At 70.7% G+C, this 19,173-nt stretch carries 17 protein-coding genes; 11 read left to right on the forward strand and 6 right to left on the reverse strand.

Annotated elements, in window-relative coordinates; translation table 11 throughout:
* Positions 1–32 precede the first annotated feature (32 nt).
* Both ABZS40_RS05955 and ABZS40_RS05960 read right to left on the reverse strand, forming a co-directional pair.
* Positions 33–425, reverse strand: coding sequence for a PPOX class F420-dependent oxidoreductase (locus ABZS40_RS05955; protein ID WP_354942234.1), 393 nt, complete (start codon positions 423–425; stop codon positions 33–35).
* A 174-nt stretch (positions 426–599) separates the two neighbouring features.
* Positions 600–1,331 (reverse strand): SDR family oxidoreductase, encoded by a 732-nt coding sequence (locus tag ABZS40_RS05960; RefSeq protein ID WP_354942235.1) that lies wholly within the window; start codon positions 1,329–1,331, stop codon positions 600–602.
* 68 nt (positions 1,332–1,399) lie between these two features.
* Here ABZS40_RS05960 and ABZS40_RS05965 point away from each other — a divergent pair, with 68 nt between their 5' ends.
* The 3 genes from ABZS40_RS05965 to ABZS40_RS05975 all read left to right on the forward strand — a co-directional run bounded on the left by ABZS40_RS05965 (position 1,400) and on the right by ABZS40_RS05975 (position 5,265).
* Positions 1,400–2,020, forward strand: a complete 621-nt coding sequence (locus ABZS40_RS05965) for a TetR/AcrR family transcriptional regulator (RefSeq protein WP_354942236.1) — start codon at positions 1,400–1,402, stop codon at positions 2,018–2,020.
* Positions 2,021–2,132: 112 nt separating this feature from the next.
* A complete protein-coding gene (locus ABZS40_RS05970) occupies positions 2,133–3,818 on the forward strand; it encodes an ATP-binding cassette domain-containing protein (protein WP_354942237.1) in 1,686 nt (561 codons plus the stop codon).
* The gene (locus ABZS40_RS05975) at positions 3,808–5,265 is read left to right on the forward strand and encodes an aminotransferase class V-fold PLP-dependent enzyme (protein ID WP_354942238.1); all 1,458 of its coding nucleotides are present in this window, start codon (positions 3,808–3,810) and stop codon (positions 5,263–5,265) included. Before ABZS40_RS05970 ends, ABZS40_RS05975 begins: the two co-directional genes overlap by 11 nt.
* A gap of 9 nt (positions 5,266–5,274) precedes the next feature.
* On the opposite strand, the gene ABZS40_RS05980 is transcribed toward ABZS40_RS05975, so the two are convergent.
* Positions 5,275–5,673: a hypothetical protein gene (locus ABZS40_RS05980; protein WP_354942239.1), complete on the reverse strand. Its 399-nt coding sequence runs from the start codon at positions 5,671–5,673 to the stop codon at positions 5,275–5,277.
* 344 nt (positions 5,674–6,017) lie between these two features.
* Here ABZS40_RS05980 and ABZS40_RS05985 point away from each other — a divergent pair, with 344 nt between their 5' ends.
* The 4 genes from ABZS40_RS05985 to ABZS40_RS06000 all read left to right on the forward strand — a co-directional run bounded on the left by ABZS40_RS05985 (position 6,018) and on the right by ABZS40_RS06000 (position 10,177).
* Complete coding sequence (locus ABZS40_RS05985) at positions 6,018–7,277, forward strand: family 16 glycosylhydrolase (RefSeq protein ID WP_354942240.1); 1,260 nt, start codon at positions 6,018–6,020, stop codon at positions 7,275–7,277.
* A 172-nt stretch (positions 7,278–7,449) separates the two neighbouring features.
* Positions 7,450–8,472 carry a DUF4331 family protein gene (locus ABZS40_RS05990; RefSeq protein WP_354942241.1) on the forward strand — a complete coding sequence of 341 codons (1,023 nt, stop codon included), beginning with the start codon at positions 7,450–7,452 and terminating at the stop codon, positions 8,470–8,472.
* A gap of 159 nt (positions 8,473–8,631) precedes the next feature.
* Entirely contained in the window at positions 8,632–9,177 is a 546-nt protein-coding gene (locus tag ABZS40_RS05995; protein ID WP_354942242.1) for a hypothetical protein, read from the forward strand.
* A gap of 16 nt (positions 9,178–9,193) precedes the next feature.
* The gene (locus tag ABZS40_RS06000) at positions 9,194–10,177 is read left to right on the forward strand and encodes a hypothetical protein (protein ID WP_354942243.1); all 984 of its coding nucleotides are present in this window, start codon (positions 9,194–9,196) and stop codon (positions 10,175–10,177) included.
* A gap of 166 nt (positions 10,178–10,343) precedes the next feature.
* On the opposite strand, the gene ABZS40_RS06005 is transcribed toward ABZS40_RS06000, so the two are convergent.
* The 3 genes from ABZS40_RS06005 to ABZS40_RS06015 form a co-directional block, all read right to left on the reverse strand.
* Positions 10,344–13,352, reverse strand: coding sequence for a fibronectin type III domain-containing protein (locus ABZS40_RS06005; RefSeq protein ID WP_354942244.1), 3,009 nt, complete (start codon positions 13,350–13,352; stop codon positions 10,344–10,346).
* A 162-nt stretch (positions 13,353–13,514) separates the two neighbouring features.
* Entirely contained in the window at positions 13,515–13,745 is a 231-nt protein-coding gene (locus tag ABZS40_RS06010; protein WP_354942245.1) for a DUF2188 domain-containing protein, read from the reverse strand.
* Positions 13,746–13,818: 73 nt separating this feature from the next.
* Positions 13,819–14,478, reverse strand: a complete 660-nt coding sequence (locus tag ABZS40_RS06015) for a M23 family metallopeptidase (protein ID WP_354942346.1) — start codon at positions 14,476–14,478, stop codon at positions 13,819–13,821.
* Between the two features lie 121 nt (positions 14,479–14,599).
* Here ABZS40_RS06015 and ABZS40_RS06020 point away from each other — a divergent pair, with 121 nt between their 5' ends.
* The 4 genes from ABZS40_RS06020 (at position 14,600) to ABZS40_RS06035 (ending at position 19,117) form a co-directional block, all read left to right on the forward strand.
* Positions 14,600–17,008, forward strand: coding sequence for a PEP/pyruvate-binding domain-containing protein (locus ABZS40_RS06020; RefSeq protein ID WP_354942246.1), 2,409 nt, complete (start codon positions 14,600–14,602; stop codon positions 17,006–17,008).
* Positions 17,009–17,038: 30 nt separating this feature from the next.
* Positions 17,039–17,704 (forward strand): hypothetical protein, encoded by a 666-nt coding sequence (locus ABZS40_RS06025; RefSeq protein ID WP_354942247.1) that lies wholly within the window; start codon positions 17,039–17,041, stop codon positions 17,702–17,704.
* Between the two features lie 51 nt (positions 17,705–17,755).
* Positions 17,756–18,322 carry a TetR family transcriptional regulator C-terminal domain-containing protein gene (locus ABZS40_RS06030; RefSeq protein WP_354942248.1) on the forward strand — a complete coding sequence of 189 codons (567 nt, stop codon included), beginning with the start codon at positions 17,756–17,758 and terminating at the stop codon, positions 18,320–18,322.
* 147 nt (positions 18,323–18,469) lie between these two features.
* Positions 18,470–19,117: an ATP-binding cassette domain-containing protein gene (locus tag ABZS40_RS06035; protein ID WP_354942249.1), complete on the forward strand. Its 648-nt coding sequence runs from the start codon at positions 18,470–18,472 to the stop codon at positions 19,115–19,117.
* Positions 19,118–19,173: the final 56 nt, after the last annotated feature.

A 19,173-nucleotide genomic window follows, 5' to 3' on the forward strand; every position in this document is an offset into this window, starting at 1 on the left:
CACGGCGGCCCCGCCGAGACACCTGACCGCCGTCAGCCCATCGAACGCACCCGATCGGGCTCGATGGTCAGGATGATCCGGATCTGGTCACGACCACCGAACCAGGGGTACGGCCCGCCGAGGTAGCGCTGCGCCAACTGGTCGATGTGCTCGGCGGCGCCCTCGGTGCTGGTCCGCACCACCCGCCCCCGGACCTCGTGGTAGCGGCCCGGCTTCTGCGGGTCGGAGATCGCCACCGCCACCCGTGGGTCCCGCCGGACGTTTCGGGTCTTCTGGTGGGTCTCGACGGTGTTGATCAGAATGTGCTTGCCGTCGGTGTCCACCCAGGTCTGGGTGAGCTGCGGTGAGCCGTCGGGCATCAGCGTCGTGACAAAGCAGGTGCTCGGCTCGCGCAGCAAGGTGAGCAGGTCGTCGGGCAGATCCACGAGACGGTCTCCTTCCAGGTGACCAACCTCGTGTTGATCACCCGCCAACGGTCGCACGAAATGATCAATGCCGCCGGCCGGCGGCGACCGGCGATCCACCGGCGCGCGAGGCGGTGGCCGTGCCACTCACGTACCCCCCGCGCGGGGTGTCTCACCCGCCGCCGCCGGGCCGAATCAGTGACCGGCGTTCTGCCCACCGTCGACGTGCAGGATCTCGCCGGTGACGAACGGGGCGGACTCGAGGTAGAGGACGGCGTCGACGACGTCGCTGGTCTCGCCCATCCGGCCGACCGGGTGCAGGCCCGCGAGCGTCTGGTGCGTCTCGACCGGGTGCATCGGGGTCTTGATGATGCCGGGGGCGACGGCGTTGACCCGTACGCCGCGCGCCGCGTACTCGATGGCCAGGGACTTGGTGGCCGAGCTGAGGCCGCCCTTGGTCAGCGACGCGAGCGCCGACGGAACGTGCGAACTGGGCTGGTCGACGAAGCTGGTCGTGATGCTGACGATGTGCCCCGAGCCCCCGGCCAGCAGGTGCGGCAGGACGCGTCGGGTGAGGTGGAAGAAACCGGCGAGGTTGACTCCGGTGACCAGGTCGAACTCTTCGTCGGTGTAGTCGGTGAACGGCTTGGCGACGAAGACGCCGGCGTTGTTCACCACCGTGTCGATCCGCCCGAACCGGTCCAGTGCGGCACGCACCACCCGCTCGGCCGTGTCGGCCTCGGCGATGTCGCCCTGGACCGTGACGATCTCCGGGTCGTCGGACGCGCCGATCGAGCGCGAGGTCGCCACGACGCCGTACCCGAGCTTGCGGTAGGCGGCCACGAGGTCGGCGCCGATGCCCTGGGAGGCGCCGGTGATCACGGCGACCCGCTGTCCCTGACCGCTGTTCATGGGGCTGCTGTTCATGAGGGAACCACCTCCCCTAGACGACTGGTCTACTAGAAGCTAGCCGACCGGTCGTGTATCGTCGAGGCATGGGTCGGACCAGTGACGCGAAGAACAAGATCCTCGACGCGGCCGCCACGCTGATCGAGCAACGCGGCTACACGGCGCTCGGCGTGGCCGAGATCTGCGCGGCGGCGGGCGTGCCGAAGGGCAGCTTCTACTACTTCTTCGAGTCCAAGCAGGCGCTCGCCCGCACCGTCATCGACGAGCACTGGGTCACCCAGCGCCGCCAGTGGGAGCAGTTGCTCGGCAGCGAACGCGACCCGCTACAGCGGCTCCGGGACCTGTTCGAGGCCACCGAGGAGGTCCAGCGCGTCGGCCAGCAGAAGGCTGGCGTGGTCGCGGGATGCCTGTTCGGCAACCTCGCCCTCGAACTCAGCAACCAGGCCGAGGAGATCCGCGGCCGGCTCCAAGAGATCTTCGAGGAGCAGATCAGCCTCATCGAGCAGGTCGTCGTCGAGGCGAAGGAGCGCGGCCTGGCGGGCCCGGCGGTCGACAGCCGGGAGGCCGCCCGATCGATCGTCGCGCAGATCGAGGGGCGGGTCCTGCTCGCGAAGTTGCTCAACGATCCGACTCAGATGGAGACGCTGTGGCGCAACTGCCTCGATCTCCTCCAGGTGCCGGCGCAGGCGCGGACCACCACCGGCTGAACGGACGACGGTCACTGACCGTCCACTCCGGGCGCACTGCGCGGCCGCTCAGTAGCATCGGCGAGGCACGATATTCAGGCGGACCACTCCCCGACCGGATCGAGCACTCGACATGACGACCGAGCAGACCACGTCTCCCCCGCGTGCCGGGGTCGGCATCGCCGCTCAGGGTCTGGGCCAGAGTGTCCGGAGCGGTCGGCAGATCCTGACCGACATCTCCCTGAGCATCGCGCCGGGCGAGCTGGTCGCGATCATCGGTGCCAGCGGCGCCGGCAAGACCACACTGCTGGAGATCCTCGCCGGGGTACAGCGACAGGCGTCGGGCACCGTGACGTACGACGGCACCGCCGCGGCCGACACCATCGGTGTCGTTCCGCAGGACGACATCATCCACCGCGAGCTGCCCCTGGCCCGCACCCTGCGGTACGCCGCCCGACTGCGCCTGCCCTCCACCACCGGGCCGGTCGAGATCAGTGACCGGGTCGCGGAGGTGCTCGCCGAGCTGCGACTCACCGACCGGGCCACCACGCCGGTCGGCCTGCTCAGCGGCGGTGAACGCAAGCGCGCCAGCATCGCCGTCGAGCTGCTCACCCGGCCCGGCGTGTTCTTCCTGGACGAGCCCACCTCCGGACTGGACCCGGCGATCGCCGTGGAACTGCTCCGGGTGCTCCGCGCGCTGGCGGACACGGGCGCCACCGTCGTGCTGACCAGCCACCAGATCACCGACGTGGACCACTGCGACCGGGTCGTCGTGCTGACCCGTCAGGGCCGGCTGGCGTTCACCGGCACCCCGGCCGCCGCCCGGGAGTTCTTCGGCGTGCGATCCCTGGCCGAGGTGCACCTCCGGCTCGACGAAGCGACGCAACCCGCCGAGTGGCCCGATCGCTTCGCCGAGCAGCGCGCGACCGGGCAGCCGTCCCGTACCACCGAAGACGGTGACGTCGCCGTGACGCCGCCCCGGCGCGTCGGCCGGTTGCGCCAGTGGGCGGTCCTCACCGCGCGCAACGCGGAGATCGTCGTCCGCAACCGGCTGACCCTGGCGATCCTGCTCGGCTCGCCGCTGATGGTGCTCGGCATGTTCGCGCTGCTGTTCCGCCCGGGAGCGTTCGAGCCGACCAGCCCCAGCCCGACGGTGACCGTGATGATCCTGTTCTGGATCGCGTTCGGCGGCTTCTTCTTCGGGCTGACCTACGGGCTCCTCCAGATCTGCACCGAGCTGCCGATCCTGCGCCGGGAGCGGCTGGCCGGGGTCCGGCTGGTCCCGTACCTGTTGGCGAAGGTCGCGGTGCTGCTGCCGCTGCTGGCCCTGGTGGACCTGGCCCTGCTCGGGGTGCTGCGCGGCATGGACCGGTTGCCGCCGGTCGGCGGCGCCGACTTCGCCGCCCTGTACGCGACCCTGCTGCTCTCCTCGGCGGCGGCGCTCGCCCTCGGTCTGCTCTGCTCGGCGGCCGTGTCCGACGCGGCCCAGGCGACGCTCATGCTGCCGATGCTCTGCTTCCCACAGGTGCTGTTCGTCGGCGCGATCCTGCCGGTGCCGGCCATGGCGGTCGGTGGTCAGTGGCTCAGCTACGCGATGTCGAACCGGTGGGCGTTCGAGGGCTTGGGGCACACCGCCGGGGTGGAGCGGCTCTGGCGCGACGGCGGCTCCCCGCTCGGCCCGCCGCTGCTGGCCACGTACGGCGACAGCTTCTCCCGGCCGGTGTGGGTCGACTGGCTGGTGCTCGGCGGTTTCGTGCTGCTCTTCCTGGGCGCGGCCTGGGCGGTCCTGCTCCGACGGGATCCCCGTCGTGCGTCCTGACCCGACGCCGCCCGCCTCCCCCACGGCGCTGCCGGGTTACGCAGCTACCGGCCGGATCGACGAGCTGCGCGCCACCGAGTACCGACACCTGGACACCGACGGCCAGGTGTACCTCGACTACGCCGGGGCCGGGGTGGCCGCCCGGGCCCAGGTTCGCGCCCACCACGACCGGTTGCTCGCCGGCCTGTACAGCAACCCACACTCGGAGAACCCCACGAGCGTCGCGGCGGGCTCGCTGGTGGAGTCGGCGCGACGCGCGGTGCTCGACTTCTTCCGCGCCGACCCGGACGAGTACGCGGTCATCTTCACCCCGAACGCCAGCGGCGCCTGCCGGCTGGTCGGCGAGGCGTACGACTTCGGCCGGGCCGCGCCGCTGGTGCTCACCTGGGACAACCACAACTCGGTCAACGGCATCCGCGAGTACGCCCGCTCGGCCCGCGCGTCAGTACGCTACGTGCCGCTCAACGGGCCGGAACTGCGGGTCGCTGAGTCGGCACTGGTCGCGGCGCTCGACGCCGGCCGACGCAGCCTGGCCCGTCGGTGGGGTCGGCCCGGGCTGTTCGCCTATCCGGCGCAGAGCAACTTCTCCGGGGTGCAGCACCCGCTGGGCTGGGTGGAGCTGGCCCACCAGCGCGGATACGACGTGCTGCTCGACGCGGCCGCCTACGCGCCGACGAACCGGCTGGACCTCAGCGTCGTCCGGCCGGATTTCGTCTGCCTGAGCTGGTACAAGCTCTTCGGCTATCCCACCGGGGTCGGCGCGCTGCTGGCCCGCCGTTCGGCGCTGGCCCGGTTGCGCCGGCCGTGGTTCGCCGGCGGCACGATCCGCGCGGTGAGCGTGCAGGGCGACTGGCACCGGCCGATGGACGACGAGTCGGCGTTCGAGGACGGCACGCTCAACTTCCTGAGCATCCCGGACGTGGATTTCGGGCTGCGCTGGCTCGACTCGATCGGCGTGGACCTCGTCCACGCCCGGGTCGGCCTGCTCACCGAGTGGCTGCTGGAGCGGCTGGCCACCCTGCGGCACGACACCGGCGGGCCGCTGGTCCAGGTGTACGGACCGACGACGGGTGCGGGGCGCGGTGGCACGCTGACCTTCAACCTCCGCCACCCGGACGGCACGCTGTTCGACGAACGGCTCGTGGCCCGGGAGGCGGCAGCGGCCGGTTTCTCCCTGCGTACCGGCTGTTTCTGCAACCCGGGCGCGGCCGAGGGCGCGTTCGGGATGAGCCGGACGTCGATGCGGCAGCGGCTGTTGGCGGGGGTCGACACGATCGACCAGTACCTCGCCGCGCTGGGGCTACCGACGGGCGGCGCGGTCCGCGTCTCGTTCGGACTGGCCTCCATCGCGACCGACGCGGAACGCTTCGTCGACTTCGTCCAGTCGACCTACCTCAACCGGGACGTCGGTGCCGACGCACCACTGCCGCCCCGGCTGCGCTGCTGACCTGCCCGGCTAGCTGACCTGGGCCACCGGTGCCGGACGGTGCTTGATCTCCTCCATGAACGGGAACCGGGCGGTCAGCTCGGCGAACGTCAGGCCAGCCCGCCAGGCCGCGGCCACCTGGGCGACCTGCGCCAGGTCCATGACGTCACCGCGGGCGAGAACCTCTCCCGAGACGCGCAGGTCGATCATGAAGTATCGGGCCTGCGATCCCAGCCCCACGCAGACCACGCCCTCGTCGGAGTGCAGCTCGGCGCAGGTGAATCGGGCCCGCCCCTGCTCCGGCGCGGTCACCTGGCCCACATCGAGCCCGTGGCGGGCAGCGGTTTCGATGAGCGCGGGGGCCAGGCCACCCCGCTCGACCAGATCCGGGTAGAGGCGCACACCCAGCGCCGTCGACGCCTCGCTCATGACTGACTCCCACTTCCTTGTGACAGAGACCAGCAGCGCGCAGGTTACGGGAAGGTTTCCGGCACGCCTCGTCATCCTGTCCCGCGTGGACGCCCCACGGCAATAGGAAGGGTCGATTCGACAGCTGTCGAGTAATGCTGTCCAACTCGGATACATCGAGCGATGCCACTGTGATGACCCGGGTCGGTGCTCCGCCGCTCACTGCTCAGCATCGGGCGGTAACGGACGGTCGTGATATTGGAAACACTCTTGACAGAAAGACATGATATCGACATGCTTCGCTTTAGAGAGCGCTCTCTACCCTGGTAAACCGCCTCCATCACCCCCAAGCTGAGGAGCCTCCCGTGTTCACAACCCGGCCCAGCCTCCGCTTCCGCCCCCTCGTACTCCTGGCGGCCGCCCTCGTCGCGACCGCGACGGCGCTCGTCGTCCCGGCGCACCCCGACCGGGCCGAGGCCGCCATCGGCCCCATCAGCTGGCAGGACGAGTTCAACTCCGCCGCCGGCACGCCCGTCGACCAGAACAAGTGGCGGTTCGACACCGGCGGCGGCGGCTGGGGCAACAACGAGCGGCAGTATTACACGAACAGCACCAGCAACGCCGTCCACGACGGCCAGGGCAACCTCGTCATCACCGCCCGCCGGGACAACCCCGCCAACTACCAGTGCCACTACGGGCGCTGCGAGTACACGTCGGCACGGTTGCTGACGGCGGCCACCTTCACCCAGACGTACGGACGGTTCGAGGCCCGGATCAAGATCCCGCGTGGTCAGGGCATCTGGCCGGCCTTCTGGATGCTCGGCACCGGCGGCGGGTGGCCCGACGCCGGCGAGATCGACATCATGGAGAACATCGGCCGGGAGCCCAACACCGTCTTCGGCACCGTGCACGGGCCCGGCTACTCAGGTGGCGGCGGCATCACGGGCAGCCGCACCCTCGGCGCGCCGCTCGCCGACACGTTCCACACCTACCGGGTGGACTGGGAGCCCAACGTCATCACCTGGTACATCGACGGCGTGCAGTTCCACCGGGTCGATCCCGCTCGGCTCGGCGGCAACCGCTGGGTGTTCGACCACCCCTTCTTCATGATCCTCAACGTGGCGGTCGGGGGTAACTGGCCCGGCTACCCGGACGGCTCGACCCAGTTCCCGCAGCAGATGCTCGTCGACTACGTCAGGGTGTCCAGCTACACCTCGGGTGGCGGGGGCGACCCAACCCCCGGCACCAACCGGATCCGGGGCGCGCAGAGCGGTCGCTGCATCGACATCCCCGGCGCCAACCCGGTCGAGGGCGCCAAACTCCAGATCTGGGACTGCAACACCACGGCGGCCCAGAGCTGGACCTTCGCCTCCGACGGGACCATCCGCGCGATGGGCAAGTGCATGGACCCGGCCTGGGCCGGCACCGCCAACGGCACCGAGGTCAACCTGGTCAGTTGCAACGGCAACACCGCGCAACGCTTCACCCTCAACGCCTCCGGCGACCTGGTCAACCTCAACGCCAACAGGTGCGTGGACGTACGGGAGGTTAACCCCAACAACGGCGGCAAGCTGCACCTGTGGGACTGCCTCGGCGCCGCCAACCAGAAGTGGTCCCGCATCTGACGATCCGAGCACGAAGGCATGGGCCGTCCGAGGAGAGACTCGGGCGGCCCACCGCCGTTGGAGGGCCTCCGCTCACCTCGTCGAACCGGATTACCTCAATGGTCGGGGAGGCTCGGCTTACGCCCACTATGTTCGGATTAGTCCAGAATCCGGCAGTTCCGGGAGTGAGCTCATGTCGCACCACCTCGATACGCCCCTGGCCGCCCAGGGCGGCCAGTTGTACATCGACGACCTGTACGTCTTCAACGGTGACCGCGCCACCGTGTTCGTCATGGACGTCAACAGCTCGGTGACCAAGGCCGACATCAAGCGCGGCTTCCACGCCGAGGCGCGTTACGAGATCAAGATTCACATCAACGGCACCGAGGTGGAGGACCTGACCTACCGGTTCGCCTTCGGCGAGCCGGACGGCGACGCCCGGCAGGCCCTCCAGTTGTACGAGCTCACCGGGGCGGATGCCCGCGACGACGCCGCGATGGGCACCCCCGTCGCCGAGGGGCGGACCGGCGAGGTGACGACCGGTGGCAACGTCCGGATCTGGGCCGGCCGGATCACCGACCCCTTCTTCGTCGACCTCGACGAACTCGCCACCATCAACGGCGCGGTCAAGAACGGTTCGCGGGTGGACCGCTCCGCCTGGCGGGTCGACCAGGCCAAGAACAGCTTCGCCGGCACCACCGTCGAGTCGATCGTCCTTGAGGTCTCCCACGACGAGCCACTGCTGCGCGACGGCACCGAGATCGGCGTGTGGTGTCGCACCATGCTGGCCACCGACGCCGGCGGATGGCGGCAGATCAACCGCGCCGGCCACCCCATGATGTGGCCGATCTTCTGGCCCCACGACACCGACTTCTCCGACCCCGCCAACTTCCGGCACCCCAGCACCGACCTCACCGAGGGCGGCGAGGAGATCGCGAACGCGGTCGCCGGGGTGGTCAAGGCGAACGGCACAGCACCGGATCCGCAGGCGTACGGCTGGAGCGTCGCCCGGCAGCTCTACCCCGACCTGCTGTCCTACAAGGTCGGCACGGCCGCGAACTTCGGCTTCGCGGTGCGCAACGGGCGCACCCTGGCCGACAACGCGCCCGAGGTGATGTTCTCTTTGGTCCTCAACACCGGCACCACGGCCGGCCTCACCTCGGAGGTCACCAAGGCCGCCCGTTCCGCCACGTTCCCGTACGTGGTCGCGGCCTGAATCTGCTCGCGGGGCTCGGCGGCCGACACGGCGCCGAGCCCTTGCCGCGATCAGCGGACGCCCACCGGGTGACGCTCGCGCTATTCGGGCCTTTATGGGCGTTTTGCGCAGTTAGTCTCTTAAGTGCTTCTCAGGGTTCTTTAGGACAAAGGAGACTCGATGCGTAGAAAGATTCTCGCGGGCCTGGCCGGTGTCGCTGCCGTCGTCGCGCTCGCCGGACCGGCCGCCGCGGACACGACGGGCGACACGATCGTGACCCTCACCGTCGACGCAGCCGGCGGCCTGTCGATCACGGTGCCGGCGACGGCGAACATCGGTCACGGCGTGGAGGGCTCGACCGTAACCGGTCAGCTCGGCCCGGTCACCGTGCTGGACCAGCGCGGCTCGCTCACCCCCAACTGGACCGCCAACGTCATCTCCACCGACTTCGTCACCGGCGGTGGCTCGTCCGGGGAGACGATCCCGAACATCAACGTCCTGTACTGGTCGGGCCCCACCACTGCGACCGCCGGTAGCGGCACCTTCACGCCGGGCCAGCCCACCGCCGCCCAGCAGGTGATCATCAACGTTCCACGGACGGCGATGACCCACACCGGCGGCACCGGCAACAACTTCGCCACCTGGAACCCCACGCTCTCGGTGAACATCCCGGTCGGCACCGTCCAGGGTGTCTACACGGGGACGGTGACACATTCGGTGTTCTGAGCCGCTCGGCCGGCTGGTGCTGCTGGCCTCGGTCGCCCTCGTGGCGCTCGGGGTTTCGGCGGCACCAGCCGTTGCCGTGCGGGAGCAGCGACAGGACCCGGCCGAGGAAGCCGCGATCAGCATCCGGATGCTCGACATCCCGGCAAGCCGAGTGCAGGATCCCCGGGCCCAGGTCTACATCGTGGATCACCTGAAGCCAGGGACGACGATCAACCGCCGGGTCGAGGTGCAGAACACCTCGGACGAGACGCAGAAGATCGACTTCTACTCCGGCGCGGCATCCGTCGAGAACAACGCCTTCACAGTGCCCGAGGGGCGTACGGGCAACGAACTCAGCGGGTGGATCCGGCTGAAGACCGCGACGATGGAGCTGGACCCGGGCGAGCGACGACCGGTCGAGGTCGAGGTCGCCGTGCCGAAGAAGGCATCGAAGGGCGAGCGGTACGCCGCGATCTGGGCCCAGGTCACCAGCGCGAAGGAACGCACCGGCAACGTCACCCAGATCCACCGGGTGGGCATCCGGGTCTACCTCGACATCGGTCCGGGTGGTGAGCCGCCGACGGACTTCCGGATCGAGGGGCTGGCCGCGGAGCCCGGCACCGGTGAGTTCCCCGTGGTCACCGCGAAGGTCACCAATACCGGCGAACGCGCGCTGGACATGACCGGCACCCTGTCGCTGACCAAGGCGACGGTCCAGGCCGGCCCGTTCAAGGTGACAAACGGCGTGACGATCCTGCCCGGCCAGAGTGGTCAGGTTCGGATCGAGGTCAACCAGGCCCTACCCGCCGGGACCTGGGACGTGAACGCGAAGCTCGCCAGCGGCACCGTGGAACGCACCGCGACCGGGAAGATCGTCCTCCCCGTCGCGGCGCCGATGACGGTAGCGACGTCCAGCGGGCCGAGCTGGCTCGTCTACACGGTCGGCGGGGTCGCCCTGCTGGTGCTGGTCACCCTTGGTGGCTGGTACCTCGTCCGCCGGCACCGGACCCAGCTGGCCTGACCAGCGCCCCAGCCACACAACCTGCCCGGCCGTTCCCTCCGGAACGGCCGGGCAGCATCGTCCAGAGAGTCGATCATGGACTTGTGGTGCCTGACTTGAGAACGACAAGCCGATTTGCCCCCACCACAACTCCATGATCGACCGGGGGCGGGGGCGGGGGCGGGGGCTAGATGACGGAGTGGGTCACGACCGCCACGTAGTCGCCGACCACCAGCCCGGACGGGAGGGTCACGAACAGGGTGGGGTTCCAGGTGGCGGAGTTCGGGCCTCCGGTCTGGCCGGACCACCCGGCGGCCGTACGCGGCGTGTTCAGCACCGCCCCGGGCTGCGGGACGAAGGATCCGACGCCGGTGCTGGCAAGGAGGGGCCCGGAGGCGTACGTGATGTTGCTGTTGGGGATGGTCTCGCCACCCGAGCCGGAGCCTGTGGTCAGGCTCGTGCTGGAGACGACGGTGACCCAGTTTCCGGAGAACGGCCCGCGGTCGTCGCTGACAGTCACCGGGCCGAGTTGGCCCGAGACGCCTGTCGTCCCCGAGGTCACGGTGCCGAGTGGCGAGATTGCCGGGACGCTGATGGAGAGCCCGCCGAGCGGGGTGATGACCAGCTCGACCGGTCGGGTCGCCGCCTGGTTGAACGAGTCGGTCACCCGGACGGTGAACGGGTACGTCCCGGCGACGGTGGGGGTGCCGGAGAGCAGGCCGGTGACCGGGTCGAGGGTCAGCCCGGCGGGCAGGCTCCCGGCGCTCACCGACCAGGCGAACGGGCCCGTGCCGCCGTTCACAGTGAACTGGTACTGGTACGGGTCGTACGCCTTGCCGGGTGGGGGCGGTGGAAAGGTCAGCGTCGGCGGCGCGTTGACAGTGACCGACGCGGAGGGGGCCGACTGTGGGCCGGTCCCGGCGGCGTTCGTCGCGGCCACCCGGAAGGTGTACGTGGCGCCGGCGGTCAGCCCGGTGACGATCTGGGTCGTGGCGGTTCCGCTGAACACCCGGGGTGTCTGCGCCACCGCGCCGAGATACGGCGTGACGGTGTAACCGGTGATCGGCGACCCCCCGTTGGCCGCGGCCGTCCAGCTCACCGTGGCGGCGTTGGTTCCGGCGGTGGCCGAGGTGTTGGTCGGCGCTCCCGGCAGCGTGTACGGGACCACCGCCGCCGAGGGCGGGCTTGCCGCGCCGGTCCCGAAGGCGTTCACCGCCGCCACCCGGAAGGTGTACGACGCACCGGCCGTCAGCCCGGTCAGGGTGCGGCTGGTGGTGGAGGCGTCGAAGGTGACCGTCGGTTGGGTGACGCCGTCCCGGATCGGGGTGATCAGGTAGCTGGTGATCGGGCTGCCGTTGTTAGCCGGCGCGGTCCAGCTCACTGTGGCGCTGGTGACGCCCGCGACCGCTGTGGGCGCGGTCGGTGTGCCCGGTGTGGACGCGTAGACGAAGTTCGCCGATCCGGCCGAGCCTCGGGTGACGACGCTGACAGTGACCGTCGCCGGGCTGGACCGGGCGGGCATGGCGGAGATGGCGAGGGTGCCGTCGGGGTTCACTGTGAAACAGCCGGCGGCCGGGCCGGAGGTGCACGGCACCAGCAGCACCGACGTGCCGGCCTGCTGCTCGGCGGCCGTACCGATGCTGATCGCTGTCGCTCCGGTGAGGTTGCTGCCGCCGACGGTGACCGGGATGCCCCCGGAGACCGAGCTCTGGGCCGGGGTGACGGTCACGCCGCTGGGTGCGGTGGCCGGCGCGACCGGCGTGGTGCTGGTGGCCAGGCCCGGGTTCGCGTCGATCGACGACGAGGTCGCCACCGTCGCGGTCTGGATCTGCGTCGGCGTCACGCCGGTGCCGGTGACCGTCGCGACGACGGTGATGGGCGGCAGGGAGGTGCCGCCGGCGAACGGGCCGTTGCTGTTGGTGCAGGTGATGGTCTGTCCGGACGGTGCGGCGCAGACCCAGCCGGAGCCGTACGCGGCACGGGGGACGACACCGGCGGGCACGGTCTGGGTGACCGAGATCGGTGACGTCTCGGTGGCGCCGACGTCGACCCCGGCGGTGATCGAGTAGGTGACCGGGTCACCGGGTTGCGGGCTGGCCCCGACCGCGCTGGTCTGCGACACGTTCAGGTCCGGTACCGGGTTGAAGCTGACCGCCCGCGCGTTGTCGATCTCGTGGAAGTCGGTGACCGCGCCGGTCGAGCCCACCCAACCGAAGGCGAGTTGCCGCGGGTAGCCGTTGGCGTTCAGCCAGGTCGGTGAGGGGTACAGGGTGGGCGACACGACCGGGAGGCTGCCGGCCAGGGTCCGCGCCGCGCCGCCGACCGGGGTGAACCTGACCCGGTATTCGCCGGCCGGAACGGTGATGCCGGTGTCGGTGGTGAACGGTGACGAGGTGGTGTTGGCGACCACCTCGACCGGCACCACCGAGGCGGCACGGGTGGCGGCACGCAGCGCCAGTGCCGCCGACAACGTGTTGGTGGCGGTGCTGTTGATCGCGCAGTAGCCGACCGAGTTGCGGCCCGGCCCACGGATCACGACCTGGCCGGGGACCCGGCCGTTGGTGGTCGAGATGTACGGCGGGTTCGTGCAGCCGGTGCCCTGGTACGTGCTGTTGCTGAAGTTGCCGAAGACGTCCAGCCCGACGCCGAGGTAGCCGTTGGAGAGGCCCGCCGACGCGCCGTTGAACGCCGCCGAGTAGCCCAACGAGCCGCCCGGCTGGCCGAGGGTGGACGGGGGTCTCGGGTTGGCCGGGTCGACGGCGGCCAGGACGAAGGCGACGCCGTCCGCCCCCGGGTTGATGCCGCCGTACTGGTAGGTGTTGAAGGTGACGTGCAGTCCCTGCGAGGTGGGTACGCCCACCGCCCCGAACACCCCACCCTCCCGGTTGAGGGTGGCGGGGGTGAGGCGCAGCTTGCCGGAGCCCTGCGGGTCTGTGGACGTGGTGCAACTCAGCAGTGGTCCGGTGGTCGAGTTGCCGGCCGCGCTCAGACAGGCGGCGTTGGTCGCGAGGGCGACGGGCACGCCCGGCACCGCCACGGCGCCGATGCCGTTCGCGGTGTTGTTGCGAAACGGCTGGTCGAACAGGACGGACCCGGCCGCCGACGCCGGACGCGGTGCGACCGCGAGAACTGCAACGGTCACGGCCACCGCCAGCGCTGCGATGCTGCTCGGACGACGCCGGCCCCGAAACGACATGTCCACTCCCAGCTTGCACTCCAGTCCCGAGCTGGACTATATCCCCCTAAAACGCCCATATTTCTCTTACAGGGATAAAGCCGGCTCGGTTCCGGCCGCGCAAAAGCGGACCGACCTCCTCGGTCACGCCGGGGGAGGTCGGTCCGCTGAGACTGGAAACTGTCAGCCCTCGATGTCCCGAGGATCACGGCTGCGGGGGTAGGTGTTCTTCTCCCCGATCGTGCCGTCCTGCTTCTTGATCACGTGTTCGACGCCGCGGTCGGCCGCCATCTCGCGACCCTGGGCCTGCGCGTCAGCCTTCACGTCATGCGTACTGGTGGCCCGCTCGTGGCCCTCCGGCTTGTTCTTCCACTGCCCGTCCTCGTGGTACGTGTCGACATCACCCTTGGCCATGACCGGCTCCCTCCCTGCGTCTGAACTGTCTCCCCAATCAGTGCCCAGAGCCGGGCCGGGCAAACCGCCGTCCTCAGGAGACGGCCGGGCAGTTGTTGCTCACCCGCCGCAGGATCTGTTCGCGTTCGTCGGTGGTGATGCCCGACGGCGTGCCGTCGAAGTGGGTCTCGACCTTGTCCCAGCCGCGGCGTTGCTCGTAGTGCAGGTGCGGCGCCCCGGAGTTGCCGGTGCTGCCGAGCCGCCCGATCTGGTCACCCTGGGCGACCTTCTGACCGACAGTGACCAGCGGCGGTTCGAGCATGTGCAGGTACTGCGTCTCCCACTTGCCGCCGTGGTCGATCTTCACCCAGTAGCCGCCGCCGCGCCCCCGCGGGCCTTCCGGGTTCTCCGGGTTGCGACCGCCCAGCGAGCCGTTGATGCCCGCCACGGTGACCGTGCCGGCGTACGACGCGAGCACCGGCCGCCCCCACGTCTCGCCCTCGGTCGGGAAGAAGTCGACGTCGTAGTCGTCGTGACCGGGGTAGGTGCTGAGCTGCCACGTCTCGCCGCAGGTCACCGGCATCTGGAAGAGCGGGCGCGGCCCGGCCGGTCGCAGCATCGGCACCGCGACCACCGCGACGCCCAGGACCGCCGCCGCCGCGACGAGCGCGAGGAGGACACGGATGGCACGGCTTCGAGGGCGGCGGTGGGAACGGGCTCTGGTCGGGCGGCCGGGCGTCACCGGCCCGAGCATGGCAGATCCCGGCAACATGTCGGCTCCGAGGTCGCACCCTCGAGCAGTGACATTGCAGTCGCACCGTGAAAGAGATACCGTGAGATGCAATGCAGTCGTATTGCAAAGAGAGTGGGCCGTCATGTACGTGATCGCGTTGTCCGAGGTGACCGCCGCCATGACCGCCCTGGTCGGCGGCAAGGCGGCCGGGCTGGGCGAGCTGATCCGGCACGGCGAGCAGGTCCCCGACGGTTTCTGCGTCACCACCGAGGCTCACCGGCTCGGCGTCGTCCCCACGGCCGACGTCGTCGCCGCCTACCAGCGGCTCGGTGAGGGCCCGGTGGCGGTGCGCTCCAGCGCCACCGCCGAGGACCTACCGGACGCGAGCTTCGCCGGGCAGCAGGACACCGTCCTCAACGTCACCGGCACCGCCGAGCTGATCGCCGCAATCGAGAAATGCTGGGCTTCGCTGCACGGCGACCGCGCGACCGCGTACCGCGACGCCCGCAGCATCGATCATGAAACGGTGCGGATGGCCGTCGTCGTACAGCGCATGGTCACACCCACTGTGGCGGGAGTGCTGTTCACAGCGAACCCGCTGACCGGCCGCCGCGACGAGATGGCCGTCGACGCCGCGCCCGGCCTCGGCACGACAGTGGTGGACGGCGCCACGGCCGTCGACCACTACATCCTCGACGACGTCACGCGCGCCGAGGCCGGATGCCTGACGTCCACCCAACTGGCCCGCCTCCGCGCCACCGGCGAGCGGTTGCAGGCCCACTTCGGCTGCCCACAGGACGTCGAGTGGGCGACCGACGCGGACGACGTGCTGTGGCTCCTCCAGTCCCGGCCGATCACCAGCCTGTTCCCCGCCCCACCGCGCAGCGAGAAGCCCCTCCCCCGCGTCTACCTGGAGTTCGGGCACGTCCAGGGCATGCTGCAACCGGTCACCCCGATGGGCATGTCGACGTTGCGGACGCAGATCGCCGCGATGCTCGCCGCGCTCGGGGTACGGGTCGAGATCGTCGACATCGGCGGCCGCCTCTACGGCGACCTGACCGACCTCGCGCGCGACCGGTCGTCCCGCAAGCGACTGGTGAAGCTCCTGGCTGTCGACTTCGGGCCGCGCGCCCAGGCGGTGATGCAGCACGTGCTGGCCGATCCCCGGTTCGCCCCGACCAGCGGCGGCGCCCGGCGCGGTGGAGCGCCGGGGGCCGCGTCGCTGCGGACCGCCCGCCGCGCGGTGCTGGGGATCCTGCGGGCGCTGGCCCGGCCCGAGGCCGCGCGGGCCCGGATGTTCGAGGCGATCGAGCAGCTGAGAATACGCTCGGCCGCCCCCGCCGACCTGCGTACCGCCGCCGACCGGCTGCGGTTCGTGCAGGCGCAGGAGGACGACACTGACGACAGCGCCGACGCGATCATGTGGCCGATCGTGGCCGGAATGCTCGCCGCCGCCCTACCGAGCACGCTGCTCACTGGAGTCGCCGGCCCTGACGAGATCCACACCGTGCTGGGCGGCATGCCGCACAACGTCACCATCGAGATGGACCTGGCCCTGTGGCGGCTCGCCCAGGGCGTGGGCGAGCACCGCCAGCTTCTCCTCGACACCCCACCGGCCGAGTTGGCCGCACGCCACCTGCGCGGCACGCTGCCCGACATCGGCATGGCGGCCTTCCTGGACGTCTACGGTCACCGGGGCGTCGCCGAAGTCGACCTCGGGGTGCCGCGCTGGGCGGAGGACCCGACGCCGGTCTTCGCCGCGGTCGCCAACTACCTGCGGGTCACCGATCCGCAACAGGGCCCCGACCAGCGCTTCCAGCGGGCCGCATCGGCGGCGGAGACAGCGCTGCGCGAGTTGGTCACGCGGGCTCGCCGTCGGCGGCCGGTTCGGGGCAGGATCGCCGGTTTCCTGTTGCGCCGGGCGCGATCGTTGGCCGGCCTGCGCGAGGCCGGCAAGTTCGCCGGGCTGTACCCGCTGCGCGAGACCCGCCGCCAACTCCTGCTCATCGGCGCCGACCTGCACGGCTCCGGCCTGCTGGACGAGCCGGACGACATCATGTTCCTGACCCTCGACGAGGTGCACACCGCCGTACACCAGGGTGTTGATCTGCGCGACACCGTCACCGCCCGACGGGCGGTGCACCGCCGGGAGCTGCGGCGTCGGACGGTGCCGGTGGCACTGCTCTCCGACGGCACGGATGTCGAGGCCGTCCTGCCGGCGGCCGCGGCCGGCGACGGGACGCTCACCGGGGTGGGTGCGTCGGCGGGCCGGGTGACCGGCCCCGCCCGGGTCGTGCACGACCCGGGCACCGCCCACGTCGAGCCCGGTGACGTCCTGGTGGCCGCGACCACGGACCCCGGCTGGACCCCGCTGTTCCTCACCGCGGCGGCGCTGGTCACCGAGACCGGGGCGATCATGGCGCACGGCCCGACGGTGGCCCGTGAGTACGGCATTCCCGCCGTCATCTGCGTGCCGGACGCCACCCGGACCATCTCCACCGGGCAACTCGTCACCGTCGACGGTGCCGCCGGAACCGTCACGCTGCACTGACCGTCGCCCCACCGAGCGAGAAGGACGACCATGACCGACACGAAGACACCGACCAGGGCGCGGGTGGGCCCGCTGCTGCGTCGGGCGGCCGAGGCCGAGGCCGCGACGTGGCGCAGCCTGTACGTGTGGGCGCGGCGACGCCCGCTACCGCTGGGGCCCGGCGACGAGCCGTTCGGCTATCTCGGCGTGGTCAAGCCGATCCTGGGCATCTTCATCGGCCTGTCGGTAGTGGAGATCCCGATCTTCGACGTCGTGGTCACCCACGTGGTGCCGTGGCGGCCCGCCCGCTGGATCGTGCTGGGCCTCGGCATCTGGGGTCTGCTCTGGATGATCGGCCTGTTCGCCAGCATGACCATCCACCCGCATGTCGTGGGCGACCGGGGCCTGCGGGTGCGGCTGAGCTGGGGCATCGACATCTGGATCCCGTGGACGGACGTCGAGGCCCTGCGCAAGCGCCACCGCTCGCTGCCGTCGAGCAGGTCGGTGCAGGTCGAGCAGGAGGGTGACCGTCGGGTGGTGTCCATCTCGGTCGGCAGCCAGACCAGCGTCGACGTCCTGCTGCGCCGGCCGCTGACCTTCGACCTGCCGAAGACCGGGTCCACGCCGATGAACGAGCTGCGACTGTACGCCGACGACCCGGACGCCCTGCTGCGCAGCGCGCGGGGCACCCCGGTGAGCCACACCGTCAGCCGGTGACCGCCGCGCTGGCGGAGTGTCCGGGCCACCCACTGTGAAACGATCGAGGCCATGCCCAAGAAGGTCGATCACCAGGAGCGACGCACCCTCATCGCGGACGCGCTGATGCGGGTCGCCGCGGATCAGGGCCTGGAGGCCGTCAGCCTCCGACACGTGGCCGCCGAGGCCGGAGTGTCCGCCGGGATGGTCCAGCACTACTTCCGGACCAAGGACGAGATGATGGCGTTCGCGCTGAGCGTGGTGCGTGAGCGCAGCCAACTACGGGTCACCGAGGCGGTGGCACGGCTGGGCGAGACCCCGTCGCCTCGGCTGCTGCTGCGCACGATGCTCGCCGCGCTGCTGCCGCTCGACGAAGGCACCCGCGACAATGGGCGGGTGGCACTCGCGTTCCTCGCCTACACGGCGGTGCGACCATCGGCAGCGCCCAGCCTGCACGAGGACACGGCGCAGTTCACCGGTTTCATCGCCAGCGTCCTGCCCGACCGCCACGACGCCGCCGCCGCGGCCGGCCTGCTGGCGCTGATGGAGGGGCTCGGTGTCTACCTGCTGGGCGGGCAGTACACAGCCGAACAGGCGCTGGGCGCACTGGACGCCCACCTCGACCTGCTCTTCGGCTGATCCCGTCGCTGGTCGCCGGGGTCCTCTACGAGCGGTTGACCCGCGCCGAGTGACCGCGTCTTACCGCCAGCGGATCGACGGGATTGTGCGACTCCCGCTCGCCGTGGCAGTCTGCGCATCATCGGTGCCGGGGAGGGGCGGTGGCACATGCTGAGCTTGCACGGGGTTTCGGTCGGCTACGGCGACGCGCCGGCCGTCCTCCGGGAGGTTTCGGTGACGGTCCGCCCGGGTCGGGTGCTGGCGTTGACCGGGTCGTCAGGTGCCGGCAAGACCACCCTGCTCCACGCGATGGCCGGCTTGCTGCGCCCACGCGACGGCGCGGTGACAGTCGACGGGCAGGCGCTACGCGACCGTGATCACGGGGTCGAGCATCGGATCGTCCTCATCCCGCAGGACAATGGCCTGGCCCCGATCCTGACCGCGACCGAAAACCTGCAGGTGGCACTGGTCGCTGGCGGCGTGGCAGCGCCGGAGGCCCGCCAGCAGACCGCCGCGATGCTGGATCTGCTGGGCCTCGCCGGCCAGGCCGACCAGCTCGTCGAGGAGTTGTCCGGTGGCCAGCAACAGCGTACGGCGGTTGCCCGGGGCCTGGCGTTGCGCGGACGTGTGCTGCTGGCCGACGAGGTGACAAGCGAACTGGACGCGGGCAATCGGAAGCGGGTGCTGGACCTGTTGCACGACGAGGCGCGCAGGGGCGCGGCCGTCGTGTTCGCCACTCACGACCCGGAGGTGGCCGCCGCCTGCGAAGCGGAGCTGCACCTCGTCGAGGGGCGGGCGGAGATCCTCCGCGACTGAGGACTCCGGTAACCGGTAGGTCTCGGTCCGGTCGCACGGGGCGGCGAGCCGGCGAA

The sequence above is a fragment of the Micromonospora sp. NPDC005324 genome (assembly GCF_040607155.1).
GTDB classification, from domain to species: domain Bacteria; phylum Actinomycetota; class Actinomycetes; order Mycobacteriales; family Micromonosporaceae; genus Micromonospora; species Micromonospora trifolii.

Excerpts from the sequence above, each read along its gene's own strand:
- ABZS40_RS05970 (WP_354942237.1), top strand. The coding sequence starts at position 2,133 with ATGACGACCGAGCAGACCACGTCTCCCCCGCGTGCCGGGGTCGGCATC.
- ABZS40_RS06035 (WP_354942249.1), top strand. The coding sequence starts at position 18,470 with ATGCTGAGCTTGCACGGGGTTTCGGTCGGCTACGGCGACGCGCCGGCC.
- ABZS40_RS06005 (WP_354942244.1), bottom strand. The coding sequence starts at position 13,352 with ATGTCGTTTCGGGGCCGGCGTCGTCCGAGCAGCATCGCAGCGCTGGCG.
- ABZS40_RS06020 (WP_354942246.1), top strand. The coding sequence starts at position 14,600 with ATGTACGTGATCGCGTTGTCCGAGGTGACCGCCGCCATGACCGCCCTG.
- ABZS40_RS05960 (WP_354942235.1), bottom strand. The coding sequence starts at position 1,331 with ATGAACAGCAGCCCCATGAACAGCGGTCAGGGACAGCGGGTCGCCGTG.
- ABZS40_RS05980 (WP_354942239.1), bottom strand. The coding sequence starts at position 5,673 with ATGAGCGAGGCGTCGACGGCGCTGGGTGTGCGCCTCTACCCGGATCTG.
- ABZS40_RS06025 (WP_354942247.1), top strand. The coding sequence starts at position 17,039 with ATGACCGACACGAAGACACCGACCAGGGCGCGGGTGGGCCCGCTGCTG.
- ABZS40_RS05965 (WP_354942236.1), top strand. The coding sequence starts at position 1,400 with ATGGGTCGGACCAGTGACGCGAAGAACAAGATCCTCGACGCGGCCGCC.
- ABZS40_RS05995 (WP_354942242.1), top strand. The coding sequence starts at position 8,632 with ATGCGTAGAAAGATTCTCGCGGGCCTGGCCGGTGTCGCTGCCGTCGTC.
- ABZS40_RS05990 (WP_354942241.1), top strand. The coding sequence starts at position 7,450 with ATGTCGCACCACCTCGATACGCCCCTGGCCGCCCAGGGCGGCCAGTTG.
- ABZS40_RS06030 (WP_354942248.1), top strand. The coding sequence starts at position 17,756 with ATGCCCAAGAAGGTCGATCACCAGGAGCGACGCACCCTCATCGCGGAC.
- ABZS40_RS06015 (WP_354942346.1), bottom strand. The coding sequence starts at position 14,478 with ATGCTCGGGCCGGTGACGCCCGGCCGCCCGACCAGAGCCCGTTCCCAC.
- ABZS40_RS06010 (WP_354942245.1), bottom strand. The coding sequence starts at position 13,745 with ATGGCCAAGGGTGATGTCGACACGTACCACGAGGACGGGCAGTGGAAG.